Annotated in this window: 22 protein-coding genes; 16 read left to right on the forward strand and 6 right to left on the reverse strand. The window is 46.1% G+C overall.

Features of this window, described 5'->3' with window-relative positions:
• Positions 1–225: 225 nt before the first annotated feature.
• Entirely contained in the window at positions 226–738 is a 513-nt protein-coding gene (locus tag FG11_RS13235) for a VC1465 family Xer recombination activation factor (protein ID WP_152604047.1), read from the reverse strand.
• 98 nt (positions 739–836) lie between these two features.
• Positions 837–1067, reverse strand: a complete 231-nt coding sequence (locus tag FG11_RS05060) for a hypothetical protein (RefSeq protein ID WP_047533585.1) — start codon at positions 1065–1067, stop codon at positions 837–839.
• Positions 1068–1990: 923 nt separating this feature from the next.
• On the opposite strand from FG11_RS05060, the gene FG11_RS05065 reads away from it, so the two are divergent.
• Positions 1991–2293, forward strand: a complete 303-nt coding sequence (locus FG11_RS05065) for a hypothetical protein (RefSeq protein ID WP_052184947.1) — start codon at positions 1991–1993, stop codon at positions 2291–2293.
• A 249-nt stretch (positions 2294–2542) separates the two neighbouring features.
• Positions 2543–3448: an NAD(P)H-hydrate dehydratase gene (locus FG11_RS05070; protein ID WP_235276342.1), complete on the forward strand. Its 906-nt coding sequence runs from the start codon at positions 2543–2545 to the stop codon at positions 3446–3448.
• Here the strand turns inward: FG11_RS05070 and FG11_RS05075 are convergent.
• Entirely contained in the window at positions 3441–5222 is a 1782-nt protein-coding gene (locus FG11_RS05075) for a pyrroloquinoline quinone-dependent dehydrogenase (RefSeq protein WP_052184948.1), read from the reverse strand. The genes FG11_RS05070 and FG11_RS05075 overlap by 8 nt on opposite strands.
• Positions 5223–5614: 392 nt before the next feature.
• Between FG11_RS05075 and FG11_RS05080 the strand changes: the two genes are divergently transcribed.
• From FG11_RS05080 to FG11_RS05135, 12 genes are all read left to right on the forward strand, one after another.
• A complete protein-coding gene (locus FG11_RS05080; RefSeq protein WP_047533590.1) occupies positions 5615–6649 on the forward strand; it encodes an SAM-dependent methyltransferase in 1035 nt (344 codons plus the stop codon).
• Positions 6650–7177 carry a DUF2878 domain-containing protein gene (locus FG11_RS05085; protein ID WP_047533593.1) on the forward strand — a complete coding sequence of 176 codons (528 nt, stop codon included), beginning with the start codon at positions 6650–6652 and terminating at the stop codon, positions 7175–7177.
• Positions 7170–7946, forward strand: coding sequence for a DUF1295 domain-containing protein (locus tag FG11_RS05090; protein ID WP_047533597.1), 777 nt, complete (start codon positions 7170–7172; stop codon positions 7944–7946). The genes FG11_RS05085 and FG11_RS05090 overlap by 8 nt, the downstream gene beginning before the upstream one ends.
• Positions 7936–8562 carry a DUF6134 family protein gene (locus FG11_RS05095; protein WP_020181964.1) on the forward strand — a complete coding sequence of 209 codons (627 nt, stop codon included), beginning with the start codon at positions 7936–7938 and terminating at the stop codon, positions 8560–8562. Before FG11_RS05090 ends, FG11_RS05095 begins: the two co-directional genes overlap by 11 nt.
• 81 nt (positions 8563–8643) lie before the next feature.
• Positions 8644–9132 carry a lipocalin family protein gene (locus FG11_RS05100; protein WP_155930877.1) on the forward strand — a complete coding sequence of 163 codons (489 nt, stop codon included), beginning with the start codon at positions 8644–8646 and terminating at the stop codon, positions 9130–9132.
• A 1-nt stretch (position 9133) separates the two neighbouring features.
• The gene (locus FG11_RS05105; RefSeq protein ID WP_047533603.1) at positions 9134–10072 is read left to right on the forward strand and encodes a fatty acid desaturase; all 939 of its coding nucleotides are present in this window, start codon (positions 9134–9136) and stop codon (positions 10070–10072) included.
• 21 nt (positions 10073–10093) lie between these two features.
• Positions 10094–11347 (forward strand): NAD(P)/FAD-dependent oxidoreductase, encoded by a 1254-nt coding sequence (locus tag FG11_RS05110; protein WP_047533606.1) that lies wholly within the window; start codon positions 10094–10096, stop codon positions 11345–11347.
• Positions 11337–12113 carry a DUF1365 domain-containing protein gene (locus FG11_RS05115; protein ID WP_047533609.1) on the forward strand — a complete coding sequence of 259 codons (777 nt, stop codon included), beginning with the start codon at positions 11337–11339 and terminating at the stop codon, positions 12111–12113. The genes FG11_RS05110 and FG11_RS05115 overlap by 11 nt, the downstream gene beginning before the upstream one ends.
• On the forward strand, positions 12110–13381 hold the full coding sequence (locus FG11_RS05120) for an SAM-dependent methyltransferase (protein ID WP_047533612.1): 1272 nt from the start codon (positions 12110–12112) through the stop codon (positions 13379–13381). Before FG11_RS05115 ends, FG11_RS05120 begins: the two co-directional genes overlap by 4 nt.
• Before the next feature lie 93 nt (positions 13382–13474).
• Entirely contained in the window at positions 13475–15436 is a 1962-nt protein-coding gene (gene mnmC, locus FG11_RS05125; RefSeq protein ID WP_052184949.1) for a bifunctional tRNA (5-methylaminomethyl-2-thiouridine)(34)-methyltransferase MnmD/FAD-dependent 5-carboxymethylaminomethyl-2-thiouridine(34) oxidoreductase MnmC, read from the forward strand.
• A gap of 15 nt (positions 15437–15451) precedes the next feature.
• Complete coding sequence (locus FG11_RS05130) at positions 15452–17254, forward strand: O-linked N-acetylglucosamine transferase, SPINDLY family protein (RefSeq protein WP_047533615.1); 1803 nt, start codon at positions 15452–15454, stop codon at positions 17252–17254.
• A gap of 51 nt (positions 17255–17305) precedes the next feature.
• A complete protein-coding gene (locus FG11_RS05135) occupies positions 17306–18391 on the forward strand; it encodes a PilT/PilU family type 4a pilus ATPase (RefSeq protein WP_020181972.1) in 1086 nt (361 codons plus the stop codon).
• Between the two features lie 29 nt (positions 18392–18420).
• Here FG11_RS05135 and FG11_RS05140 read toward each other — a convergent pair whose 3' ends face one another.
• Positions 18421–19320, reverse strand: coding sequence for a DMT family transporter (locus tag FG11_RS05140; RefSeq protein ID WP_047535805.1), 900 nt, complete (start codon positions 19318–19320; stop codon positions 18421–18423).
• A 14-nt stretch (positions 19321–19334) separates the two neighbouring features.
• Here FG11_RS05140 and dapC point away from each other — a divergent pair, with 14 nt between their 5' ends.
• Both dapC and FG11_RS05150 read left to right on the forward strand, forming a co-directional pair.
• Positions 19335–20531 (forward strand): succinyldiaminopimelate transaminase, encoded by a 1197-nt coding sequence (gene dapC, locus FG11_RS05145; protein WP_047533618.1) that lies wholly within the window; start codon positions 19335–19337, stop codon positions 20529–20531.
• 222 nt (positions 20532–20753) lie between these two features.
• A complete protein-coding gene (locus FG11_RS05150) occupies positions 20754–20969 on the forward strand; it encodes a hypothetical protein (RefSeq protein ID WP_020181975.1) in 216 nt (71 codons plus the stop codon).
• A 76-nt stretch (positions 20970–21045) separates the two neighbouring features.
• Here the strand turns inward: FG11_RS05150 and miaA are convergent, their stop codons facing one another.
• Together miaA and FG11_RS05160 are read right to left on the reverse strand one after the other, a co-directional pair.
• Positions 21046–21984: a tRNA (adenosine(37)-N6)-dimethylallyltransferase MiaA gene (gene miaA, locus FG11_RS05155; RefSeq protein WP_047533621.1), complete on the reverse strand. Its 939-nt coding sequence runs from the start codon at positions 21982–21984 to the stop codon at positions 21046–21048.
• A 26-nt stretch (positions 21985–22010) separates the two neighbouring features.
• Positions 22011–22418 carry a 4a-hydroxytetrahydrobiopterin dehydratase gene (locus tag FG11_RS05160; protein ID WP_047533624.1) on the reverse strand — a complete coding sequence of 136 codons (408 nt, stop codon included), beginning with the start codon at positions 22416–22418 and terminating at the stop codon, positions 22011–22013.
• Positions 22419–22421: the final 3 nt, after the last annotated feature.

The following is a 22421-nucleotide window of genomic DNA, read 5'->3' on the forward strand; positions in this document are numbered from 1 at the left end:
AAGTACGCATTAAAAAAATATACAAAAACCTCTAAAACCCTCGCCAATATTGGCTTTCAGCCAATATTACCGTTTTAATAACTAGTGGAAAATAGGGAAAAAAGTACCAAAAGTTATCCACAGGGCATTTCTAAATCGGCTGAGCGCAAGCACTGGTGCGAGCTCCAGCCGATTTAGGTACTTGGATGGTATCCAAAATTACCTTTAATTTCTCCCAATGTATCATTATCGGAAATTATTTCCAACGTCATCTGTAATACCGAGTTCTCGTAGGAACTTCTCAAACTCAGGAGGCTTTTCTTGAAGACTCAGCGACATATCGAGCTTTTTCGGTTTTTCATGGAGCGGGGCGGCGCCGCCTAACGGCAGGGTACCTGCGCGAAGCGTAGGGGAGCCGTTACTTGCCGCTCCACGCTCGATGCTTGTAACTTCATGTGTTTGGGTTTTAGCCGCCCTACGTTCTGCGAGCCAACGGTTCGCCATCCAAAAGTAGTTTCCAATGTAACGAAGCTCGTAAGGCTTAAAGCCTCTGCCTTCAGGAGACCACAACGTGTCATCGCGCACAAACCAATCTTTAAAGTGCTCGTCATTGAATACATACCCTACTTCAATCTTTAAAGTCCTAAAAGCAGTGTAGGGGATGCGTACACGCCCTTTTTCCCAGTTCTGTAATGTCTTATGCGTGACATCTAGTAGCTTAGAAGCCTCTAAAGTGGTAAGGCATGCTCTACGACGCATCAAATAGAAGTCGTTGGGGTCAATGTATATGCTAGGTGATTTTAACGCGCCTAAAGTAACGAATTTTTTTGACTTTTTTGGTTTTTCTGAAAAGTTAGTCATTGAAGTGCTCCAAGATATGGAACCGGCTTAATGACTCTGATTTTTTCTTCGGTTGTTAATAAATTCATAAACATTTCTAACAACGCATGATGACGTAGTAGAAATTCATCTGGCATGAAGTCACTGGCAGAACCAATGTCTGATGCTAACGATGCTGCGATATGAATTATTTGCTCATGTGTGAGCATGAAGCTGTGAAGGGCTTCGGCATTTTGTGTGTGTGACATACTTGACTCCTTGGGTCACACGCCAATTATTTACTTCGCATAATGTATATTATGTTAAATAATACAAGTACCTGTTTATCAGGCACTATTAAATGTTGTCCTGATTATTTCCATGAATGCAGTAATGAAACCTGTCGTATTCACATTCGCTGCAATAAACAGGATACACGCGCAAAATGTATTCAAATAATAATGATTATATGAATTAGCTACTGTGTTACACATTTATAAAAAATATTAGGTTTCGGCTTTTCTTCGTCTAATATTTTCGCAAAAAATGCGATCATTAAACAAACAAAGACGCACAACGCTACAAACGTGTATATACCCTGCCATCCAAGAAAGAACATCATTCTCTCCTTTGCCATTTACCATATTCAATGGTGGCTTAGCCAAAAACCATAAGCCACGTCTTGCATTATGAAAGTGAAGATTCTTGTATCAAACTAGAGCAATAGTAATGATTTACAGAACCTTTAGTGGTTATTAATGGTACCGATTTTGAATAACTCCACTCAGCTACCTGACCATCAATGTCTACGTATAGGTTTTTTCCTCTGACTGATACAACTTCGCCACATAAGAATGAATTGTGCCGTAGCATCGCTATTCTTAAGGTGTCGCCCTTGCTAGGTTTATAGGTTGACTCTTGTGGTGTTTCAAAAGCGATGACTTCAATATTAGAGCCAATGACTAGTCTCGGACTCAGTATGTAAGCTGATCTATGCATATAGAAACCCTAGTGGTCTTATTAGAACCGACTATAAACCAAGCGAAAAATGATTGCTGTCGGACAATTCATCATTTTTTGTCAGAATGGGATTACTTCAACAAAGCTGTAGGAACTACTGATATTTATAGCTGTCGGTAATATCTTACAGACAAAAATAAATCAAATTCACAAGGGAATTAAGGAGCATAAAGTGAGTAATTTATTTGTTTCGTATGATGCTAAGTATTTACCTGCAATTGACTTCCCCTTTCCGCCTGTATATAAAGCGATTGAAAGTTTGGGGATGGCGATTAAGCTTCACCCCGCCCTTTGGTATATTTCATCTAGTTATACAGCTTCAGAGGCCTACGTGTTTCTTGGAGATTATTTAGATGAACACGAGAAGCTCGTGGTCATTGATGCATCTAGCAATGATTTTGTGAGTAAAGGGTACTTCGAGAGTTATTGTGTAGCTGACCTTTGGCAGCAGCCACTAATACAAAGCCCTTTGTGATTAACGACTTAATGCTATTTTTTTGAATTTAGATAATCTCGAATTTTTTGAGCATCTACATCGTCCGTGTCTAGTAATGGATTTCATTTCAAGTCGTCAATATTTTCTGCAACGGCATTTCTTTTGGCTAATAGCTTTTAATATCGACGTTGCCAATGCTTATCGCGCAAACCTATATAGACAAAATGTTTGAAGCATATTCGTCACTACCAAAAGTTGCCATAGTACTTTTGGACTAGACTTCGGTCTATGATGATAAGTCTCTACAAAAACACCAGTATCCGCATGACATTAGAAAAGAAATATTTAAAGTTAAGCGATTTGGCAATGGAGCACATTCAGCGAAAAAAAGATGCGCACAAAGGTAGCCATGGCAGCTTGGTAGTGTTGGGTGGTCAGGATGGCATGCTGGGCGCATTATTGCTAGCTACTCGCTCTGCGTTGTTATGTGGTGCAGGCCGAACCTATGCTTGCGCTATGGCAAGCATCATTGCGCCTTCGGTGGATATGATGTACCCAGAGGTGATGTACCGCAGCTTTGATAAATTGCCTGAATTAGCCAGCACGATTGATGCCTATGTGATTGGTCCGGGTTTGGGGCAGTCGGCGCAAGCCATTGCATGGATTATGTATTGTTTACAGCAGACTAAACCGTTATTGCTGGATGCGGATGCGCTTAATTTGTTGGCTACACATACCTCTCTAGCCGAGGCAGTCAAGCTACGTGAGGCCCCTACTATCATTACACCGCATCCGGGTGAGGCTTCTCGCTTATTGAATACAGACATTACACATATACAAAACAACCGCATTGCCAGTGCGCTAGCATTGGCTAAACAAGTGCATGGCATATGTGTATTAAAAGGTGCTGAAACTATATGTGCCGATGCCGATGGGCACTATTGGACTAACCCTACTGGCAACCCTGGCTTGGCCAGTGGTGGGACTGGGGATGTGTTAAGTGGCTTGATAGGGAGCTTGTTAGCACAAGGCATGCCCCCTATTGAGGCTGTTAAGTTAGGCGTTTATGTACATGGTGCCGCTGCTGATGCTTTGGTAGCGAGTGGCACCGGCCCTATTGGGCTTACCGCTTCTGAAGTTGCACTCAAAGCACGGCAGCTATTAAATATCTGGTGTGAAAACACTTCTATTTAATGGCAAAGGCCGTGACTGCATCCCCCTGCTTATAGCCAAAGATAGAACTACCGCCGCTTGCCACAGCAATATACTGCTGGCCGTTTACAGTGTAGGTGATAGGGGGTGCATTTACGCCCGCATCAGACTTGCCTTGCCACAATAGCTCGCCTGTTTGCGTGTTATAGGCATTGAATTGACCATTGCCCTCCCCTGTAAATACTAAGTTTCCAGCGGTTGCTAACACTCCGCCAATTAAAGGCTGCGCGGTTTTAACTTGCCACAGCACTTTGCCTGATACTAAATCAATCGCAGAGAGCAAGCCCCAGCGTGGGTCATTGGTAGGTTCGCTAGCGGCATAGCGGATCGCAGGTTTGCCTTCTTTACCGGGAGATTCATGTAAGGTGTATTTAATAGGCGCATGAATCGCGGCTACAAATACACGCTGATGCGCTTCATCCAAACTCACTGGCGACCAATTAGCGCCACCTAAGATGCCAGGATAGACCACGGTTCCCTCAAATGTCGCTTTTTTAAATAGGTTATGCTGTGGTACAAATGCGTCGGTTTTTTTCAGCAGTTGGCCAGTGGCACGGTCATGAATGAAAAACCAACCTGTTTTGCTGGCTTGCCCCACCGCAGGTATTTTTTTGCCCTGCCAAGCGTAGTTAAACAATACCGGCGGGCTTGCTAAGTCGTAACCCCATAAATCATGTGGTACTTGCTGGTAGTGCCATTTAAGCTTGCCGGTTTCGGTATCAAGTGCAATTAAAGAGACGGTATATAGATTATCGCCTGGGCGTGAAATATCGTTCATTTGTGGCGATGGATTACCTGTGCCGAAATACAAAGTATTGGTTGCAGAGTCAATGGCTGGCGTGCTCCATGCCGAGCCACCGCCGAAACGGGAGGCATCCGGATATTTGGCTAATTCGGTTTTTTCTTGCGCAATATCGCGGTTAAAGCTTGTGCCGTCATCGCTTGTCTCTGTAAACTTACCCTCCCAGCCCTGCGCAGGAATGGTATCAAACTGCCACACACGCTTGCCATTATTCACATCATAAGCGGCAAGAAAACCCGGACGACCAAACCGCCCTGTTACCCCAATGACTGCACCTAATGGTGCATCTTCACGTGGATTATCAATGTGCAGACCATACCCTACCCCGGTAATGCCCACAATCACTTTACCTTTGTACACCACTGGTGCCATGGCAATGCCTATCCCAGTACCGCCGGTGACTTTGCGCGCGCTATTTGGATCATTTTTGTCCAATGCATCTTGCCCTTCGGTCACGATGGCATTTTCTACTACATCAATATCCCACTCTTTTGCGCCGGTTTGCGCGTTGAGTGCAATTAGTCGTGCATCTACCGTGCCGATGAATACTTTGCCATTGGCTACCGCTACGCCACGGTTAGCAGGCCCACAGCACATTTGCCAGTCCTTGCGTCTATAGTGGGTGTAGCGCCATAGCTCCTGACCGGTTTTAGCATTCAGTGCCACCACATGGTTATAAGGTAGGGATAAATACATCACCCCGTTTTGGACAATGGGTGTGGCTTGAAATGTAGCGCTAATGCCAGATTTGTAGCGCCAAGCTTCTGCCAGTTTTTGCACGTTTTGTGTGTTAATTTGGTTGGCTGGTGAAAACCGTTGGCTGGTTAAATCTCGTCCATAGCTTGGCCAGTCATCTCGATTGGAAGTGGATGACTTGTTGGATGATGCACAAGAGACTAAGACTAACAAAGCCACTGTAGATGCAACAATATTTAAACAACGATTGGTTTTCATTTTTTCACTTTCACCATGTGTATACAGAACAGTATATACTAAAAATAATGTTTGTTAATAGTTGCCTATGCATTTTGAATGTCCGTTGCAAAGTGCTTGGTTTTTTTATATATGCATCATCACAGGAACAAATTTGGGTGGATGATGGACAAACAGGCACATTAGAAAACTACATGCAATTGCTGAGCAATATTTTTGCCAAAAGCAAAATATTTACAAAATATATTTAGTTAATGCGCTAATTAACATTGTGCATGGTAATCTACCCTATCATGTGTAAGCTAATATTTTTCGTAGCACAAAGTAAGCAGGTAATTGATAGAAGCCAGTGATATGCGTGTCGTGTTCTAGTGAAGCTATATATAACCAACATCAAAAAAAGGCTTGAATTCATGAGTTTAGCAATCAAGCTGGCAGAAGCCGGCAAACTTCCAGACACATTGGTGCGTAAAGGCATTCGTTTACTTACCGAGCAAAGGCTTAAAGATATCAATGCGCAAGACTGCGAGGCATCGATGGCGCATTTGACGCAGTTTATCGCCGGCATGCGTGCCTCAGCGCAGATTGCGCCTATGCCAGAATTGGCCAACGCACAGCATTACGAAGTACCAGAAGCATTTTTTCATTACTGTTTAGGCGCACAACGCAAATACAGCAGCTGCTTTTGGCTGGCCGATACCAGCACGTTAGATGAAGCGGAAGTGTTGGCGCTAAACCAGACCTGCGACCATGCGGACTTGCAAGATGGGCAAACCATATTAGAGCTAGGCTGTGGCTGGGGCTCGCTCTCATTATGGATGGCAGAAAAATATCCGAATGCCAACATCACAGGTGTTTCCAATTCTAACTCCCAACGTGAATACATTACTGCAACCGCAAAGTCACGGGGGATTACCAATCTCACTATCCTGACTGCAGATATGAATACGTTTGAAGCGCCCGCGCATTATGACCGCATTGTCTCGGTAGAAATGTTTGAACATATGCGCAACTATCAAGTACTGTATGGCAAAGTGGCCAGTTGGCTCAAACCAAAAGGCAAGTTTTTCAAGCATATATTTGTGCATCGCAGCACCCCTTATGCATTTGATGTGCAAGATGCAAACGATTGGATGAGCCAGTATTTTTTCAGCGGCGGCATGATGCCCAGTGATGATTTGCCTCTGTATTTTCAAGACCATATGCGTTTGATTAATCGTTGGCGCTGGGACGGTACACATTACGAAAAAACTGCAAACGCTTGGCTAGACAACATAGATAAGCATCATGACGAGATTACACCGATATTGGCCAACACCTACGGCGCAGATCAAGTAGAGGTATGGCGCAACCGCTGGCGTATGTTCTATATGGCTTGTGCTGAGCTATTTGGCTATCACAATGGTCAGGAGTGGTGGGTCAGCCACTATTTGTTTGAGAAAAGATAAATGTCCACACAACGCGTCATTATTAATTTTGTATTGTTCCAGCTGGCATGGCTAGCGTTTGTGATTGGGGCCGCCAACCAATTGCCCTGGCTAGGGTTTATTGTCGGCGTATCTTTGGTCAGTGTGCAGTTGATATTTGTACCTCACCCAGCTAGAGAGTTGCTTTTAGTGTTGACGATATGCGGCATAGGGGCTGTATTTGACCAATTGCTGTTAAACCACGGCGTGGTGCAATACCAAGCGCATGGCTGGTCAATCGGTTTGGTGCCGGTGTGGATTATCGGCCTGTGGATTGCATTTGCCAGCACCTTGAATGTCAGCATGCGCTGGCTGCGCAATTACCGCTGGGCGGCCGTGTTGTTGGGTGCTCTGGGTGGGCCTTTGGCGTACGTTGCAGCGCAAAAGTTAGGCGCTGTTACCCTCACCATTACGCCCAGTAGCCATATTGTGCTGGGTGTAGGCTGGGCAGTATTGATGCCGCTCATGATTCATCTCTCGAAAAAATTTGATGGGTATGCCCATGTTTAACTGGTCACTTTATCTTTACAGTTTGTATGCCATAGGTGCGTTTGCACTGTTTGGTTGGATGCTCAGTTTAATGACCAACAAAGTCAGCCATGTGGATGGCATGTGGAGCTTGTTTTTTGTGTTGGCAGGCTACTCGGTTGCCCTGCTTAACTATGAATTCACCATGCGCATACTGGTAGTGCTCACGTTGCTGAGTATTTGGGGGGTGAGGCTGAGTGTGCATATCTCGTGGCGCAACTTTGGGCATGAAGATCAGCGCTATGTGGTGATTCGTCAAAACAACGAACCCAATTTTTGGTTTAAAAGCTTGTATATCGTGTTTGGCCTGCAAGCCGTGTTGGCTTGGATCATTTCGCTTGCCATCTATGGCGCATTAGATGGTGAGACATCATTTAATGCTTTGGATTATTTAGGCCTGATATTGGTGGCATTTGGCTTGTATTGGGAGGTTGTAGCAGACTGGCAGTTGCAGCAGTTTAAGGCAAACCCTGCCAATGCCAATCAAGTGTTAAGCACAGGCTTATGGCGCTATAGCAGGCACCCCAACTATTTTGGCGAGTGCTGCGTATGGTGGGGATTTTACTTGTTTGCATTAGCGGCAGGCGCATGGTGGGCCATCCTTTCCCCTATATTAATGACTTTCCTATTGTTAAAAGTCAGCGGCGTCAGTTTGCTGGAAAGTACAATTACTGAGCGCCGCCCTGCTTATCTGGATTACATTCGAAACACTAATGCCTTTGTGCCGGGGTTACCAAAAGATGCAAACTAAATCGCTATGGATGACGCTCGCATTGCTACTCAATGCACCCGCTTACGCCAAAGACTGGTCGTTTGATGTGTACTTGGATAAGCAAAAGATAGGCACGCACACCTTCACTCTTGATGGTAACCAATTGAGCAGCCAAGCTAGTTTCAAAGTAAAAGTGCTGTTTATCAATGCTTACGATTATCAACATGCTGCACAAGAGACCTGGCAAAACGATTGCTTGACCAAGCTGAAAGCACACACTGTTGAAAACAAGGTTGTGATGGATGTAGACGCAGAGCGCAAAGACAGTGTGTTTGAGGTGAATTACAACAAAACTAAGCAAAAACTGCCTGAGTGCACTATGACGTTTGCTTACTGGAACACCAAAATCCTGACGCAAAAGAAACTACTGAATCCGCAAAATGCTGAGTATTTGGATACCAATATTCAATCTCTGGGTAATGAAACTATTCAAGTAAAAGGACGCTCAATAGACGCTAAGCATTACAAGATCATGGGTGCGCTGAATGGGAAAAATAAGCTCAATATCGAAGTGTGGTATGACCAAAACGATGATTGGTTAGCGTTAAAATCCATCACGCCAGAAGGTTATGAAATTAACTATAAACTTAAATAAATCATGAATTTAAAATATCTATTTAATGTAATTTATTGCTTAATTATTGCGGCGAGCATTAGTGCCTGCACAGGAAACGCTATGAACGAAGTCAAGCCAGTGAAGCAAGTTGAGCTTTCCAAATTTATGGGGGATTGGTACGTGATTGCGGTGATTCCCACCATGATAGAAACGCAAGCCTACAACGCGATTGAAAATTACCAATTGAATCCAGATGGTACGATTGCCACTACCTTTACCTATTACAAAGGCGGGTTCGATGGTCCGCTTAAAACCTATCACCCCAAAGGCTTTGTGCAGCCCAATACCGGTAATGCGATTTGGGGCATGCAGTTTATCTGGCCGATTAAGGCAGATTTTCGTATTGCTTACCTAGACCAAGACTATCAACGCACAGTGATTGCCAGAAATGCGCGTGATTACGTATGGATTATGGCGAGAACGCCAGCCATTGCGGCCACCGACTATGATGAGATGGTGCAATTTGTAAAATCACTGGGTTATGACACTGCAAAATTGAGAAAAGTACCGCAATCTTGGCCTGCAACGACTAAATCTTCGGCTGAATAATATGCATACGCTACGGATAGGTAAGCTTTTTAAATTTCTACTGAGTTGGTTTGATAACCAAGTGGCTTCTGACATGCGCATGCCAAACGTGCATCACATTGATTGGGCACGCGTGATTCCTTTCGTGGCATTGCATCTTGCTTGCTTAGGCTTGTTTTGGGTGGGTTGGAGCTGGTTTGCCATTGTCTTTGCCATTGCTTTGTATGCGGTGCGTATGTTTGCCATCACTGGGTTTTACCATCGCTACTTTGCCCATAAATCCTTTCAAACCTCACGTTTTGGTCAATTTGTATTTGCCTTAATCGGCGCAACGGCAGTGCAGCGTGGGCCACTGTGGTGGGCTGCGCACCACCGCGACCATCATGTACATTCGGACGAAGAGCAAGATGCGCACTCCCCTGTTAAACATGGCTTTTTTTGGAGCCATATTGGTTGGTTTTTATCCAGTGCCAATTTTGCAACCAAATTTGAACGCGTCAAAGAGTTGGCGCAGTTTCCGGAGTTAAGGTTTTTAGACCGCTTCGATATTTTGATGCCTATTGCGCTTGCTGTTGCTATTTTTATCACAGGCGAGTTATTGGCACACCATACCCCAGAGTTAAACACCAATGGGCTACAGCTGTTGGTATGGGGGTTTGTGATTTCTACTGTTGTGTTGTATCACGCCACGTTTAGCGTTAACTCCCTCGCGCACGTATGGGGCAAGCGGCGCTACCAAACGCGCGATCACAGCCGTAATAACTTCATCATCGCCCTATTTACCTTGGGCGAAGGCTGGCACAACAACCATCACCACTATCCGGGGGCGGCAAAGCAAGGCTTTTATTGGTGGGAAATTGATTTTACTTACTATGGTTTACGTGTATTAGCTGCGTGTGGGCTGATCTGGAATTTGCGCAAAGTCCCCCATAACATCAGAGAGTCCAAACAGTATCGTTAAGTCAGGAATTACGTTTTAGTCATGAAAATTGCCATCATTGGCAGTGGTATTGCCGGCAATACGCTGGCTTATCACCTGCACCCACAACACGAGATTACCGTTTTTGAAGCCAATGCGCATATTGGCGGGCATACCCACACCCATGATATCCACTTGTTTGGCAAGCCTTACCAAGTAGACACCGGATTTATTGTATTTAATGACCGCACTTACCCCAACTTTATTGCATTGTTGGATAAGCTGAATGTGAGCTGGCAACCCAGCGATATGAGCTTTAGCGTGCGCGATGAAGTATCTGGATTGGAGTACAACGGTACCAGCATGAATAGCTTATTTGCGCAGCGTAGAAACCTGCTTAAACCCAGCTTCTACCGTATGATTTTGGATATTTTGCGTTTCAATAAACACGCGGTTGAATTATTGAATGACGGCACTGAAATCACTTTGGGCGCTTATCTTGCACAAGGCCGTTATAGCCAGCCCTTTATTGAACATTATATTATCCCCATGGGCGCTGCTGTTTGGTCGACCGATGCAGCACAGATGCTGGATTTTCCTGCGCGTTTTTTTGTACGTTTTTTTCATCACCACGGCTTTTTAACGGTCAATAACAGGCCCAAATGGCGTGTGATCCAAGGTGGCTCAAAAAGCTATGTAGAAAAACTTACAGAGTCCTTTAAATCCAACATCAAACTTAACACGCCGATTGAAAGTGTGCGTAGGCTCAAAAATACAGTCAAAGTCAAACCAGTCGGTCAAGAGGAGCAAACCTTTGATTACGTATTTTTTGCCTGTCATAGTGACCAAGCATTGGCCATACTGGGCAAAGATGCAACGGCAGCCGAGCGTGAAATATTGGGCGCGATTCCCTATCAGGAAAATACAGTTTATCTGCACCATGACCGCAGCATGATGCCTAAGCGCAAGCTGGCTTGGGCGGCTTGGAATTACCACATCACAGCCAAGCCATCTGACAAGGTGCAAGTCACCTATAACATGAATATCTTGCAGGGGCTGCAGTCTGAAGCGCCGATTTTAGTGACGCTGAATCATGTCGATTGGATTAATCCAGCCAAAGTCATCAAACGACTCACTTATATGCATCCCCTATACACGGTAGCAGGTGCAGCGGCTCAAGCAAGACACGCTGACATCAGCGGGCACAATCGCACCGCCTATGCAGGCGCTTATTGGCGCAATGGCTTCCATGAAGATGGCGTAGTAAGTGCATTAGCCGCGCTACAGCATTTTGAGCAGTCTCAACATGGTAGCTAGTGCGATTTACACAGGCTGGATCACGCATCAACGCTTGATGCCTAAGCGCCATGGCTTTCAATACCAAGTATTTATGATGTATTTAGATTTGGACGAATTACCTGATCTGTTTAAAGAAAACCGTTTTTGGTCTTACAGCAAACGCAATGTGGCATGGTTTAACCGCGCAGACTATTATGGCAACCCCAGTCAGCCACTTAAGCAAGCCATCAGTCAGTTAGTGCAACAAGCCACCGGGCATGCAGTGCGCGGCCCAGTCAGGCTGCTCACTAACATGCGTTACTTTGGCCATTGCTTTAATCCTGTGAGTTTTTATTATTGCTTTGAGCCAGATGGCTTTACGCTACAAGCGATTGTCAGCCACATTACCAATACGCCGTGGGGTGAAGATTATGCTTATGTGCACGATTACCACGGAGTGAAAGAAACAAAGCTGACGCATAACGGCACCATCACTGGTTTTAAGCTATCCAAAGTGTTTCACGTCTCGCCCTTTATGCCTATGCAAATCGAATATGACTGGCGCTTTAAACTCGCTGACCAGGCCTTGCTGGTACACATGAAAAATATTGAAGCCGGGCAAGAGATATTTTCCGCTACATTAACGCTGGATCGTCTAGCACTTACGTCTAAACACCTTAACCGCATGCTGTGGCTGTACCCATTGATGACCGTCAAAGTGGTGGCCGCCATTTATTGGAATGCACTGCGGCTATGGTTAAAGCGTGTTCCTTTTTACTCACATCCCGATACCCATTCATCATGACTTCACACACGCTGCCGCAAGAAAAGCTGACCACCCTTTTAAAAGCGAAAAGCCGAGCTAAATGGGTGGCCGATGTTGCCAAAACGCAGGTACTCAAACGCCTGCAACAGTTACGTGTAGGGCAACTTATGCTAGTCGATGGTGAATCAATGCATACATTTGGGCAGCCCACTTCAATACAGGCCTCCATACATGTGCATGACCCAAGATTTTACGGCGAGATTGCCTTTGGCGGCAGCATTGGCGCAGGTGAGGCCTATATGCTGGGCTATTGGACAGCAGACAACCTGACCAATGTCATTCGTTTGATGGTGTTGAATCAACAGGTGATGGACAGCTTAGAAGGCGGGTATCAGTGGCTGACTAAGCCTATGTTTAAAATCATGCACTGGCTCAATAGCAATACCACTGAGGGTAGCCGTAAAAACATTGCCGCACACTATGATTTAGGCAATGCCATGTTCGCACTGTTTTTAGACGACACCATGATGTATTCCAGCGCGATATTCAACGCAGAAACTCACACCCTACAACAAGCTTCAGAACTCAAGCTAAAATCCATTTGCGATAAGTTAAACTTGCAACCCGATGACCATGTGATTGAAATTGGCACCGGTTGGGGTGGTTTTGCGATTTACGCCGCTACGCATTACGGTTGCAAAGTCACAACCACGACCATTTCTAAGCAACAATATGATTTAGCAAAAGCACGTGTAGCGGCTGCTAATCTGCAAGACAACATCACTTTGTTGTTAGAAGATTACCGTCATTTAACGGGTACTTACGATAAGTTGGTCTCGATTGAAATGGTGGAAGCTGTTGGCCACCAGTTTTACGATACCTACTTTGCAAAAGTCAGCAACTTACTCAAACCCAATGGTTTAGCGCTGATTCAAGCCATTACCATTGCGGGTCAACGTTATGCTAGCGCAATCCAATCCGTCGATTTTATTCAGCGTTACATCTTCCCCGGTTCTAACATCCCGTCTAACACAGCGATGCTGGATAGCATTACACGCATGACAGACATGCGCCTGTATGATTTAGAAGACATTGGCCCGCACTACGCCACCACCTTGCGCATGTGGCGGGAAAACTTCTTTGCAAACATTGCCGCTGTGCGCCAATTGGGCTACTCAGAAGAGTTCATTAAGATGTGGGAATTCTATTTATGCTATTGCGAAGGTGGCTTTACTGAGCGCGCCTTGGGTGATGTACATTTGCTGCTGGCCAAGCCGGAAAACAGACGCAGAACAGTACGCACTTAAACACCAGTTTGATAGCAGTGCGCCTGTTAACTTGGTGTACATGTACTTGGTGTTCATGTACTAGGTACACGGGTACTTGGTATACTGGCACCCATGCAAACTCCGCCATATCAGCCCCCGCCGCCAGCCCAAGCCAATGCTGTGGACTGGCGAGATGGCCAGCCCTACTCTACACGCTTTGATGATGTCTATTTCTCGACGGATCCAGACCACCCACAGCAAGGCATTGCCGAAACCCATTATGTGTTTTTGCAGCACAATCAATTAGAAAATCGCTGGAGACATCTGCAACAGCCAACATTCACGATTGCAGAAACTGGGTTTGGCACAGGCTTAAACTTTTTGTGTGCTTGCAAACTTTGGCTGGAAACAGCGCCTAGCCATGCCAGACTACATTTTCTCAGCATTGAAAAATACCCACTCACACGGCAGGACATGCAGCTGGCGCATCAAAACTGGCCAGATTTTCAAACACTGTCTCAGGCATTGCTCGCACAATATGGTGGCTTATGTGCAGGGGTGCATCGATTAGCACTCTTTTCCGGACGCGTGCTGCTCACACTGGCCATAGGCGATATGGCGAGCCAGCTTCCGCAACTCAATGCATCCGTAGATGCATGGTTTTTAGATGGCTTCTCCCCCGCTAAGAATCCGGACATGTGGCAGCCTGTACTGTATCAACAGATGGCACGTTTATCACATCGCCAAACCACGTTTGCAACGTTTACCAGCGCTGGTTTTGTAAAACGCGGTCTGGCAGAGCGTGGATTTATCACACATAAGGCTGCCGGCTTTGGGCGTAAGCGTGAAATGCTCTATGGGCAATTTTCTGGCCAAGGTGCAGCGTTATTATCACTACATCTTAATCAAACAGTCGCCGTAATTGGTGCTGGCATTGCTGGCTGTGCTACTGCCTATGCTTTGGCCCAACGTGGCATCCATGTAACACTCATAGAGCGGCATAGCCAAATTGCACAAGAAGCCTCTGGCAATCCTAAGGGTGTGCTATATCCGCGCCTTGCCGGGCACCCCAACGCGCAGGATCGCTTCGCACTCAGCAGCTATCTATACACCTTACGCCTATTAAAACAACTAGACTTAGCTGAAGAAAATTTTCAGGCTTGCGGCTTATTGCAACTCGCGTTTAACGCTAAAGAATCGGCACGTATTGCTGAGATCGCGCAACGTACCTTGAATGAGGATATTGTGCGTTTTGTCGAGTCTGCACAAGCGAGCGAGCTGGCCGGTGTGCCGCTTGCGCATGCCGGCTTGTATTTTAGCGAGGGCGGCTGGGTCAACCCAACTGCATTGTGTGCTGCGTTAATACAGCACCCCAATATCACGCTGTGCACGGATACGTCTGCACTTGAACTCTCACAGATAGATGACAAGTGGCATATCATCAACGCGCAGCAAGCTGTCATTACTGCAGATAAGGTAGTAATAGCCAACGCAAACGATGCGTTACGCTTTACACAAACCGCGCATTTACCACTCACCGCAGTGCGCGGGCAAATGACTACCGTGCAAGCCTCAGCAAATAGTCTCGCCCTAAACACAGTGCTATGTACGGATGGCTATATTACCCCAGCAAGCGCTGGGCAGCATTGTTTAGGCGCAACGTTCTCAGTGGGTGATACGACATTGGATCTGCGTGCAGAAGACAACCAGCACAACCTGGCCATGATTAAAAAAATGTCTCCACAGTTGGTTGATTTGCAGCATCAAGCCCATGCTGGGCGTGCTGCCCTGCGTTGTGCCACGCCAGATTATCTACCCATGGTAGGCGCGCTTGTGGATGCGCAATTATTATCTCAGCAGCCACCCAAACACAAAACCAATGCAAGTGCATTACCTTGGCATGCGGGCTTGTATCTGCATGTGGGGCACGGTACAAAAGGCCTCACCACGGCCCCACTTTGCGCCGAGCTATTGGCCTGCATGATGACTGGAGAACCGTACCCTGTTGAGGCTGACCTTGCCTTACAGCTCAACCCTAATCGATTTTTATTGCGTGATTTAGGGTTAAAACGACTGGTCAACTTGACTGTTTAAGGTAAACTTTCGCGCATGCAAAGTATTCAGCAGCTATTACAAGCCATTCAAGATAATCCACGCGACCCTAGCCTGCATTACGATCTGGGCGGGCTTTATTTGGCAGATATGCAGACGGATAAAGCGCGCGCATGCTATCAACAAGCATTGCGCTTGGCGCCCAATCATCCGCAAATTTTGTTACAACTGGGCAATACGGAAAATACAGCGCAACGCTACCAAGAGGCGACGGTGTATTTTAAACAGTGTATCGCCATAACGCCTGATGACGCAGCCGCTTATTACAATCTAGGCAACGCACTACGCGCCCTTGGCCAGTCTGAAGAAGCTGCAAAACATTACCGGCAATCACTCAAACTAGCCCCCAACGATGCAGACGCACACAACAATCTTGGCAATGTATTGCGCGATTTAGGTCGATTGAATGAAGCCATTGCTTGCTACCAGCAGGCATTGGCGATTAACCCGCAGTTGCATCATGCGCTGGCGCATTTGATTCACCAAAAGCAGCACATTTGCGATTGGCAAGGGTTGGACGCGGAAATTGCGCAATTACGCCAAGTGCTTGCGCAGTCGCCACAAGCGCAAATTCCGCCGTTTGCTTTTTTAGCCATGCCCGGCACTACTGCGCAAGAGCAACTGCAATGCGCAAGCCAGTGGGCACAACAGCAATTTGGGCATATCGCCCCACTTCCGTCTACGTATCAAGCATTTAAAGCTGTCAAACCCATTAAAGTTGGTTACTTGGCAGCCGATTTTAGGCTGCATCCGCTGGCTTTTTTAATCACGGAGCTACTTGCCGCGCATGACCACACCCGTTTCCATATTACTGCCTATAGCTACGGGCCCAATGACCATTCTCAAGAGCGCGCTGCCATACAGCATAGTGTGGACCACTTTGAAGATATTCAAACGTTCAGTGATATCGAAGCAGCGCAGCTGATGCAAACACAGCAAATAGATATTCTGGTGGACTTAACCGGATACACCAAACATAGCCGCACTGCAATTATTGCCCTAAAACCGGCGCCCATCAGCATCAATTGGCTAGGTTATCCCGGCAGTATGGGCAAGGTCGGCGCAAAAAGTGTTTTTGACTATGTGATTGTGGATGAAACCATTGCGCCGCAAGCAGAGCACTTCGCAGAAAAATGTATCTATCTGCCCTGCTATCAGCCCAACAATCAACATCGTCCAGTTGCCGAGCCATCCAGCAAATCTGCACTCGGAATACCGGAAGATGCGTTTGTGTTTTGCAGCTTTAACCAGACATTTAAAATCACCGCTGAAGTCTATGCAGTCTGGATGCAGCTACTGCAAGCAATACCCAATAGCGTATTGTGGCTGCTCGATTGCAATGTTTGGGCCAAAGCCAATTTAATTGCCACCGCCAACCAAGCGGGTATTGCTGCGGAACGCATACTATTTGCACCAAGAGTGCCTATTGCAACGCATTTGGCGCGGCATGCACATGCAGATTTATTTTTGGACACGCAACCTTACAATGCCCACACCACTGCCAGCGACGCGCTGTGGATGGGTTTGCCTGTATTGACTTGCATGGGCGAGACATTTCCATCCAGAGTGGCTGCTAGCCTACTCCATCAACTTGGTTTAGATGCTCTGGTAACACAATCGCTTAGCGAGTTTGCCGAGCGCGCACGCGCACTTGCGCAAGATACTGATCAGCTCAAAGCCGTTAAACAACAGCTCATGACACAGCGCAAACTGCTATTTAACCCAGATGTATTTGTACAAGCTTTAGAAACTGCGTATATTCACGCTTATAATAATTTATGCGCGCCACCCGATGTGTGACGTGTACCTAGTGTTAATAATCCGTATGATGATTTGAGTGTAAGGGGCAACATGGCTGTCATTGATATTTCGCCGGTCTTAAAGTTTATGGTGGATAAAGGCGCTTCAGATATTTTCTTTAGCACCAATACTGCTATTCATATCAATATTGAAGGTGAAAACTTACCAGTGAATGCGCAAATCATGGGGCCAGGCATGATCAAAGAGATTGCCTACTCACTGATGACTGCCGATCAAATCAAAGAGTTTGAAACCACGCTGGAATGCAATTTTGCCATTAGCAAAACCGATATAGGCCGTTTCCGCGTCAATGTGTTTCAGCAACGTGGCGAAGTGGCCATGGTGATTCGCCATATCAAAACCGAGATTCCTTCATTCGAGCAACTTGGGCTACCGCCGATACTCAAAGAGTTGATTATGCGTAAGCGTGGGCTGTTGCTACTGGTCGGTGCTACCGGCTCTGGTAAATCCACTACGCTGGCTTCCATGATTGATCATCGCAATGAAAACGCAACTGGCCATATTATTACGGTAGAAGATCCGATTGAGTTTGTGTATCAACACAAAAAATCGATTGTGAATCAGCGTGAAGTAGGCATAGATACGCTCTCTTTTGATAACGCGTTAAAAAACGCCATGCGCCAAGCGCCGGATGTAATTCTGATTGGTGAAATCCGCGATATGGAAAGCATGAAGTTGGCCATGGCATATGCAGAGACTGGCCATTTATGTTTGGCTACTTTGCATGCCAATAACGCTAACCAAGCACTAGAGCGCATCATCTCATTCTTCCCGCCTGAGATTAAACAAGGGCTATTACTCAGTGTTTCCTTGAATTTGGTGGGCATCATTTCGCAGCGCCTAGTTGCTGCAAAATCACAAAAACGTGTTGCAGCCAGCGAGGTGCTTATCAATACGCCCTACGTGGCCGAGTTGATTCAAAAACAAAAGCTGGGTGAAATCAAAGACATCATGGCGGACAATAACGACATTGGCATGAATACGTTTGACCAATCGCTGTTCCGCTTGTATGCCAACGGCAAAATTGACGAAGAAAACGCACTGACCAATGCGGATTCCCGCAATGACCTATCACTCAAAATACGCTTTGCTGCAGAAAGCAATAAAAGCTTTTAGCCAATAAAAATTTAGCCCAATATAAAGATCTAGCTTGGTGGCTCAGCGTTTTCGGGTTGCATGGCAGACATAAGTGCTGCCGCAATAATCAATCCGCCGCCTAGCCATTCATTCCAAGTCATCGCCTCGTTAGCCAAGTAATACGAGGCAACTGCGGCCACTACCAATTCAAACATAAACAATACCGATGCGCGTATCGCAGGCATTTTTGTCACGCCATACTGCACAAAAATCGTCGCAGAAGTCAGTAGCAATGCAATCAACACCATGAGCTGCCACTGTGTTGGATGAAATGCTGTCACCGGCGGGATAGATTGACCGAGTATTGGTAGCAGTACACAAGCCATACCAGCTACCCCAACCCATATCAGCATGGATTTTGCTGCAATGCTTAAATGGGTGGAGCGTCGCGTAATGACATTGGTGAGCGAAAACCCAATACCCGAAGAAAGTGCCAGCCATTCAGCTTGGTTGCGCGGTAGCGGCCAGTCTGTGCTGTTAAAATCATGTAGCATCACCAGCGCGCCAATCAAAGAAATGACGATGGCAATCATGCCTTGGCGATAAATAGGCTCTTTTAACCAGAGATGCGCCAATATCAGCGTCCACAGCGGAGATAAGTAAAACAGCAACATGACCCGCATGACTTCGCCATCAATCACGGCTAATACATAGCTCAGGTTAGTCCAGCCCGCCACAAAACAGAGAATAAACGCGTGCTTGGGTAACTGCAGCACGCCGCGCCAATGACGTGCAAACAACACACATCCCATCGCAATAGCGATGCTATACGTGTAAACACTGGAGACCACGCCAGAAAAACCAGCCTCTGCCATTAAACGGTATGGATACCAGATAATGCCCCAGCATACCGCGCCAAATAACAGCCCAAACACTGCAAAAAAGTTTTGATTATTGCTATTGCTCACTATAATACACACCTATGAATCCACATTTACAATTACTCCAGCCTTACCCATTCCAACGTTTACGCGATCTGTTTAAAGGTATTACCCCTAATTCAGCTTATAGTGCAATTAACTTGTCGATTGGCGAGCCTAAGCATGCCACACCTACACTCATTCAAGATGCGCTTGTTCACAATATTGCAGGTCTGGCCAATTATCCCACGACTATCGGTGTTTTAGCGTTGAGAGAAGCGATTTCCAATTGGATATCTCGCCGCTATCACATTCCGGCGCTCAATCCGGAGACTGCGATTCTGCCAGTGACCGGAAGCCGCGAAGCTTTATTTGCCTTTGCACAAGTGGTGATTGACGGCAGTAAAGCGGATCCGGTGGTGATTTCCCCCAACCCGTTTTATCAAATTTATGAAGGTGCTGCCTTTTTGGCTGGCGCTACGCCCTACTTTCTGAATACATTGCCCAGTGAGCACGCAGACCAAGACCATGTGATGGACATTGAAAGTGTGCCAACGGATGTATTACAACGTACGCAGCTGATATACGTATGTAGTCCGGGCAACCCCTCTGGCAAAGTCATGACTTTAGCGCAATGGAAAACGATTTTTGAGTTATCAGACCGCTATGGGTTTGTCATTGCAGCAGATGAGTGCTATTCCGAGATTTATTTTGAAGAAGGCAATCCACCACTGGGCGCTTTGCAAGCCGCGCATCTACTAGGGCGAGATTACAAAAATTTAGTGGTATTCAGCTCGCTATCCAAACGTTCAAACGTGCCGGGCATGCGCTCTGGCTTTGTGGCTGGAGACGAAAAAATCATCGCGCAATTTGCGCTCTACCGCACCTACCATGGCTGCGCGATGAACCCTGCAGTGCAAGCAGCTTCTATCGCCGCATGGAATGACGAAGTGCATGTGATTGAAAACCGCCGTTTATATGCTGAAAAATTCAATACCATGACCCCGATGCTCAACCAAATATGGGCGACTAAAAAGCCGGATGCCGCTTTCTACCTATGGGTACAAACGCAACAAGCAGATACGGAAGTGGCTGTTACGCTTTACCGCGACCTAAACATTACCGTACTGCCTGGCAGCTTTTTGGCGCGCGAAGCGCACGGCATTAACCCAGGGCAAGGCTTTATCCGTATGGCATTAGTCGCTTCATTGGACGAATGTGTAGAAGCTGGTAGACGTATACAGCAAGCATTTAAGTGATAAATTACTTTAATTAATACATTTAATTAATTGTTTTAATTAAATATTTAGTAAAATATTTCTACGTTGCACTAAGCCTAGGTATTCACACTTTCGCCAACTCTCTTTTTAAATGGAACTCACCTCAGGTCACTCCTGTCATTCATAGACAGGAGATGGTTTCCATCTTCTCGCTAGAACTTTCTATCAACAAGACTCAACACCGACTGAATGGAGAGCGTCATGAAAGTAGATATTTATAAAAGCGCCAGTAGTGCACACAAGTTTATCTCTGTACTAGCCAATAGCGATATTTCTAAAATTGAAGTACCGGACCCTGATTATGCCAAGTTGATTTTTGAAAGAGCGGCTGTTGACTACAAGGCGAATTCAGAAACGACGGCAGATATTAAAAAGCACGGCTACCATCTACATGTCGTCAAATATCCAATTAATTGAGTAAAGCATGACAAACGGCGTGTTAGCAGAAACCTAACACGCTTATTCTTTGCGTTTAGGCTCAAAGAATAAGGACTCAGAGCAAAAAGTTTTGTACGGCCTTCATGACTTGTGTATTCAGTTGCGCATCCAAACAGTCTAGCGCAAGCGTATCATCCATACCGCGTAACCAAGTCAGCTGGCGTTTGGCCAATTGACGTGTTGCAAAAATACCTCGGTCACATAACTCTTCCAACGAATATTGTCCCTGCATATATTCCAGTACTTGGCGATAACCCACACAGCGCATTGAAGTACTGTCCATGGTGAGTGTTGGATACTTTTCTAGCAGTACACGCACCTCTTCGACCAAGCCATCGTTTAACATTTGCTGAAAACGTATGGCAATACGCGTGTGTAATACGCTGCGGTCACTGGGGATCAGTGCAACCTTTAACACACGATAAGGCAATGTCTGCGCCTGCTGCTTGGCATGCAGTTGTGTCATGGTTTCCCCAGCAATCGCATAGACTTCTAGTGCGCGTTGTATGCGCTGCATGTCGTTAGGCATTAAGCGTGCCGCCGTTTCCGGATCTATTTGCGCCAATTTAGCATGCATGCCGGGCCAGCCAATAGCAGCCGCTTCGGCATCTATTTGCGCACGCATTGTGGCATCGGCTTCTGGCAATCCACTTAAGCCAGATACTAAAGATTTAAAGTACAACATGGTGCCGCCGACCAGCACAGGGATATTGCCGCGCGCCGTAATCTCATGCATCAAGGCCAAGGCGTCTTCTCTAAAGTTGGCGGCAGAGTAAGCACTGGTAGGCGGGATAATATCCACCAAAAAGTGCGGCGCCTGCTTTAACACAGCCGGCTCAGGTTTGGCGGTGCCGATATTCATGTCTTTAAACACCAGTGCAGAATCGACACTGATCAGTTCTACCGGTAGGTGCTGCTTTAAATACACGGCCGCATTGGTTTTGCCACTGGCCGTTGGTCCCATTAAGAAAATGGCAGGAGGTAACAAGGACATAACGGCCAGCAATCTATGGTGATGAGTTAATCGTATTTGATATATTTAAAGCGCGGGTCTTCATTTGGTGTACCTTCTAATGCAGAAGGCTGACCTTTAAACCCTTGTTTGTTGGGCTGCCATTGAATGGTTTCTTCAATTTTAGTCGCTAGCTCAAAGTCTTTATCGGTAATGCCTTTGGCGCTGTGTGTGCACAGTTTTACAATCACAAACGCATAAGAAACCGTTAAATCCGGATGATGCCATGCTGCTTCCGCTAAATGGCCTACAGTATTGACTACCATTAACGTGCCTTTCCAGCCACTGGTTTTAAATTTGCGTCTAATCCAACCGTCTTCTAAAAACCAATGCGGCAAGTCAGACTGAAGTTTTTGTGTGACTTCCGCCTCGCTATATACACGCTCGTGGGTTGCTGGTTCATCTGTTGTAGTCATATT

The sequence above is a fragment of the Methylotenera sp. N17 genome, assembly GCF_000799155.1.
Lineage (GTDB): Bacteria > Pseudomonadota > Gammaproteobacteria > Burkholderiales > Methylophilaceae > Methylophilus.

Bases quoted from the DNA above. Each gene is read 5' to 3' on its own strand.
- miaA (WP_047533621.1), bottom strand. From the start codon at position 21,984: ATGTCCTTGTTACCTCCTGCCATTTTCTTAATGGGACCAACGGCCAGT.
- FG11_RS05135 (WP_020181972.1), top strand. From the start codon at position 17,306: ATGGCTGTCATTGATATTTCGCCGGTCTTAAAGTTTATGGTGGATAAA.
- FG11_RS05130 (WP_047533615.1), top strand. From the start codon at position 15,452: ATGCAAAGTATTCAGCAGCTATTACAAGCCATTCAAGATAATCCACGC.
- FG11_RS05090 (WP_047533597.1), top strand. From the start codon at position 7,170: ATGTTTAACTGGTCACTTTATCTTTACAGTTTGTATGCCATAGGTGCG.
- FG11_RS05100 (WP_155930877.1), top strand. From the start codon at position 8,644: ATGAACGAAGTCAAGCCAGTGAAGCAAGTTGAGCTTTCCAAATTTATG.
- dapC (WP_047533618.1), top strand. From the start codon at position 19,335: ATGAATCCACATTTACAATTACTCCAGCCTTACCCATTCCAACGTTTA.
- FG11_RS13235 (WP_152604047.1), bottom strand. From the start codon at position 738: ATGCGTCGTAGAGCATGCCTTACCACTTTAGAGGCTTCTAAGCTACTA.
- FG11_RS05080 (WP_047533590.1), top strand. From the start codon at position 5,615: ATGAGTTTAGCAATCAAGCTGGCAGAAGCCGGCAAACTTCCAGACACA.
- FG11_RS05085 (WP_047533593.1), top strand. From the start codon at position 6,650: ATGTCCACACAACGCGTCATTATTAATTTTGTATTGTTCCAGCTGGCA.
- FG11_RS05160 (WP_047533624.1), bottom strand. From the start codon at position 22,418: ATGACTACAACAGATGAACCAGCAACCCACGAGCGTGTATATAGCGAG.
- FG11_RS05075 (WP_052184948.1), bottom strand. From the start codon at position 5,222: ATGAAAACCAATCGTTGTTTAAATATTGTTGCATCTACAGTGGCTTTG.
- FG11_RS05105 (WP_047533603.1), top strand. From the start codon at position 9,134: ATGCATACGCTACGGATAGGTAAGCTTTTTAAATTTCTACTGAGTTGG.
- FG11_RS05150 (WP_020181975.1), top strand. From the start codon at position 20,754: ATGAAAGTAGATATTTATAAAAGCGCCAGTAGTGCACACAAGTTTATC.
- mnmC (WP_052184949.1), top strand. From the start codon at position 13,475: ATGCAAACTCCGCCATATCAGCCCCCGCCGCCAGCCCAAGCCAATGCT.
- FG11_RS05110 (WP_047533606.1), top strand. From the start codon at position 10,094: ATGAAAATTGCCATCATTGGCAGTGGTATTGCCGGCAATACGCTGGCT.
- FG11_RS05115 (WP_047533609.1), top strand. From the start codon at position 11,337: ATGGTAGCTAGTGCGATTTACACAGGCTGGATCACGCATCAACGCTTG.
- FG11_RS05070 (WP_235276342.1), top strand. From the start codon at position 2,543: ATGATGATAAGTCTCTACAAAAACACCAGTATCCGCATGACATTAGAA.
- FG11_RS05060 (WP_047533585.1), bottom strand. From the start codon at position 1,067: ATGTCACACACACAAAATGCCGAAGCCCTTCACAGCTTCATGCTCACA.
- FG11_RS05095 (WP_020181964.1), top strand. From the start codon at position 7,936: ATGCAAACTAAATCGCTATGGATGACGCTCGCATTGCTACTCAATGCA.
- FG11_RS05120 (WP_047533612.1), top strand. From the start codon at position 12,110: ATGACTTCACACACGCTGCCGCAAGAAAAGCTGACCACCCTTTTAAAA.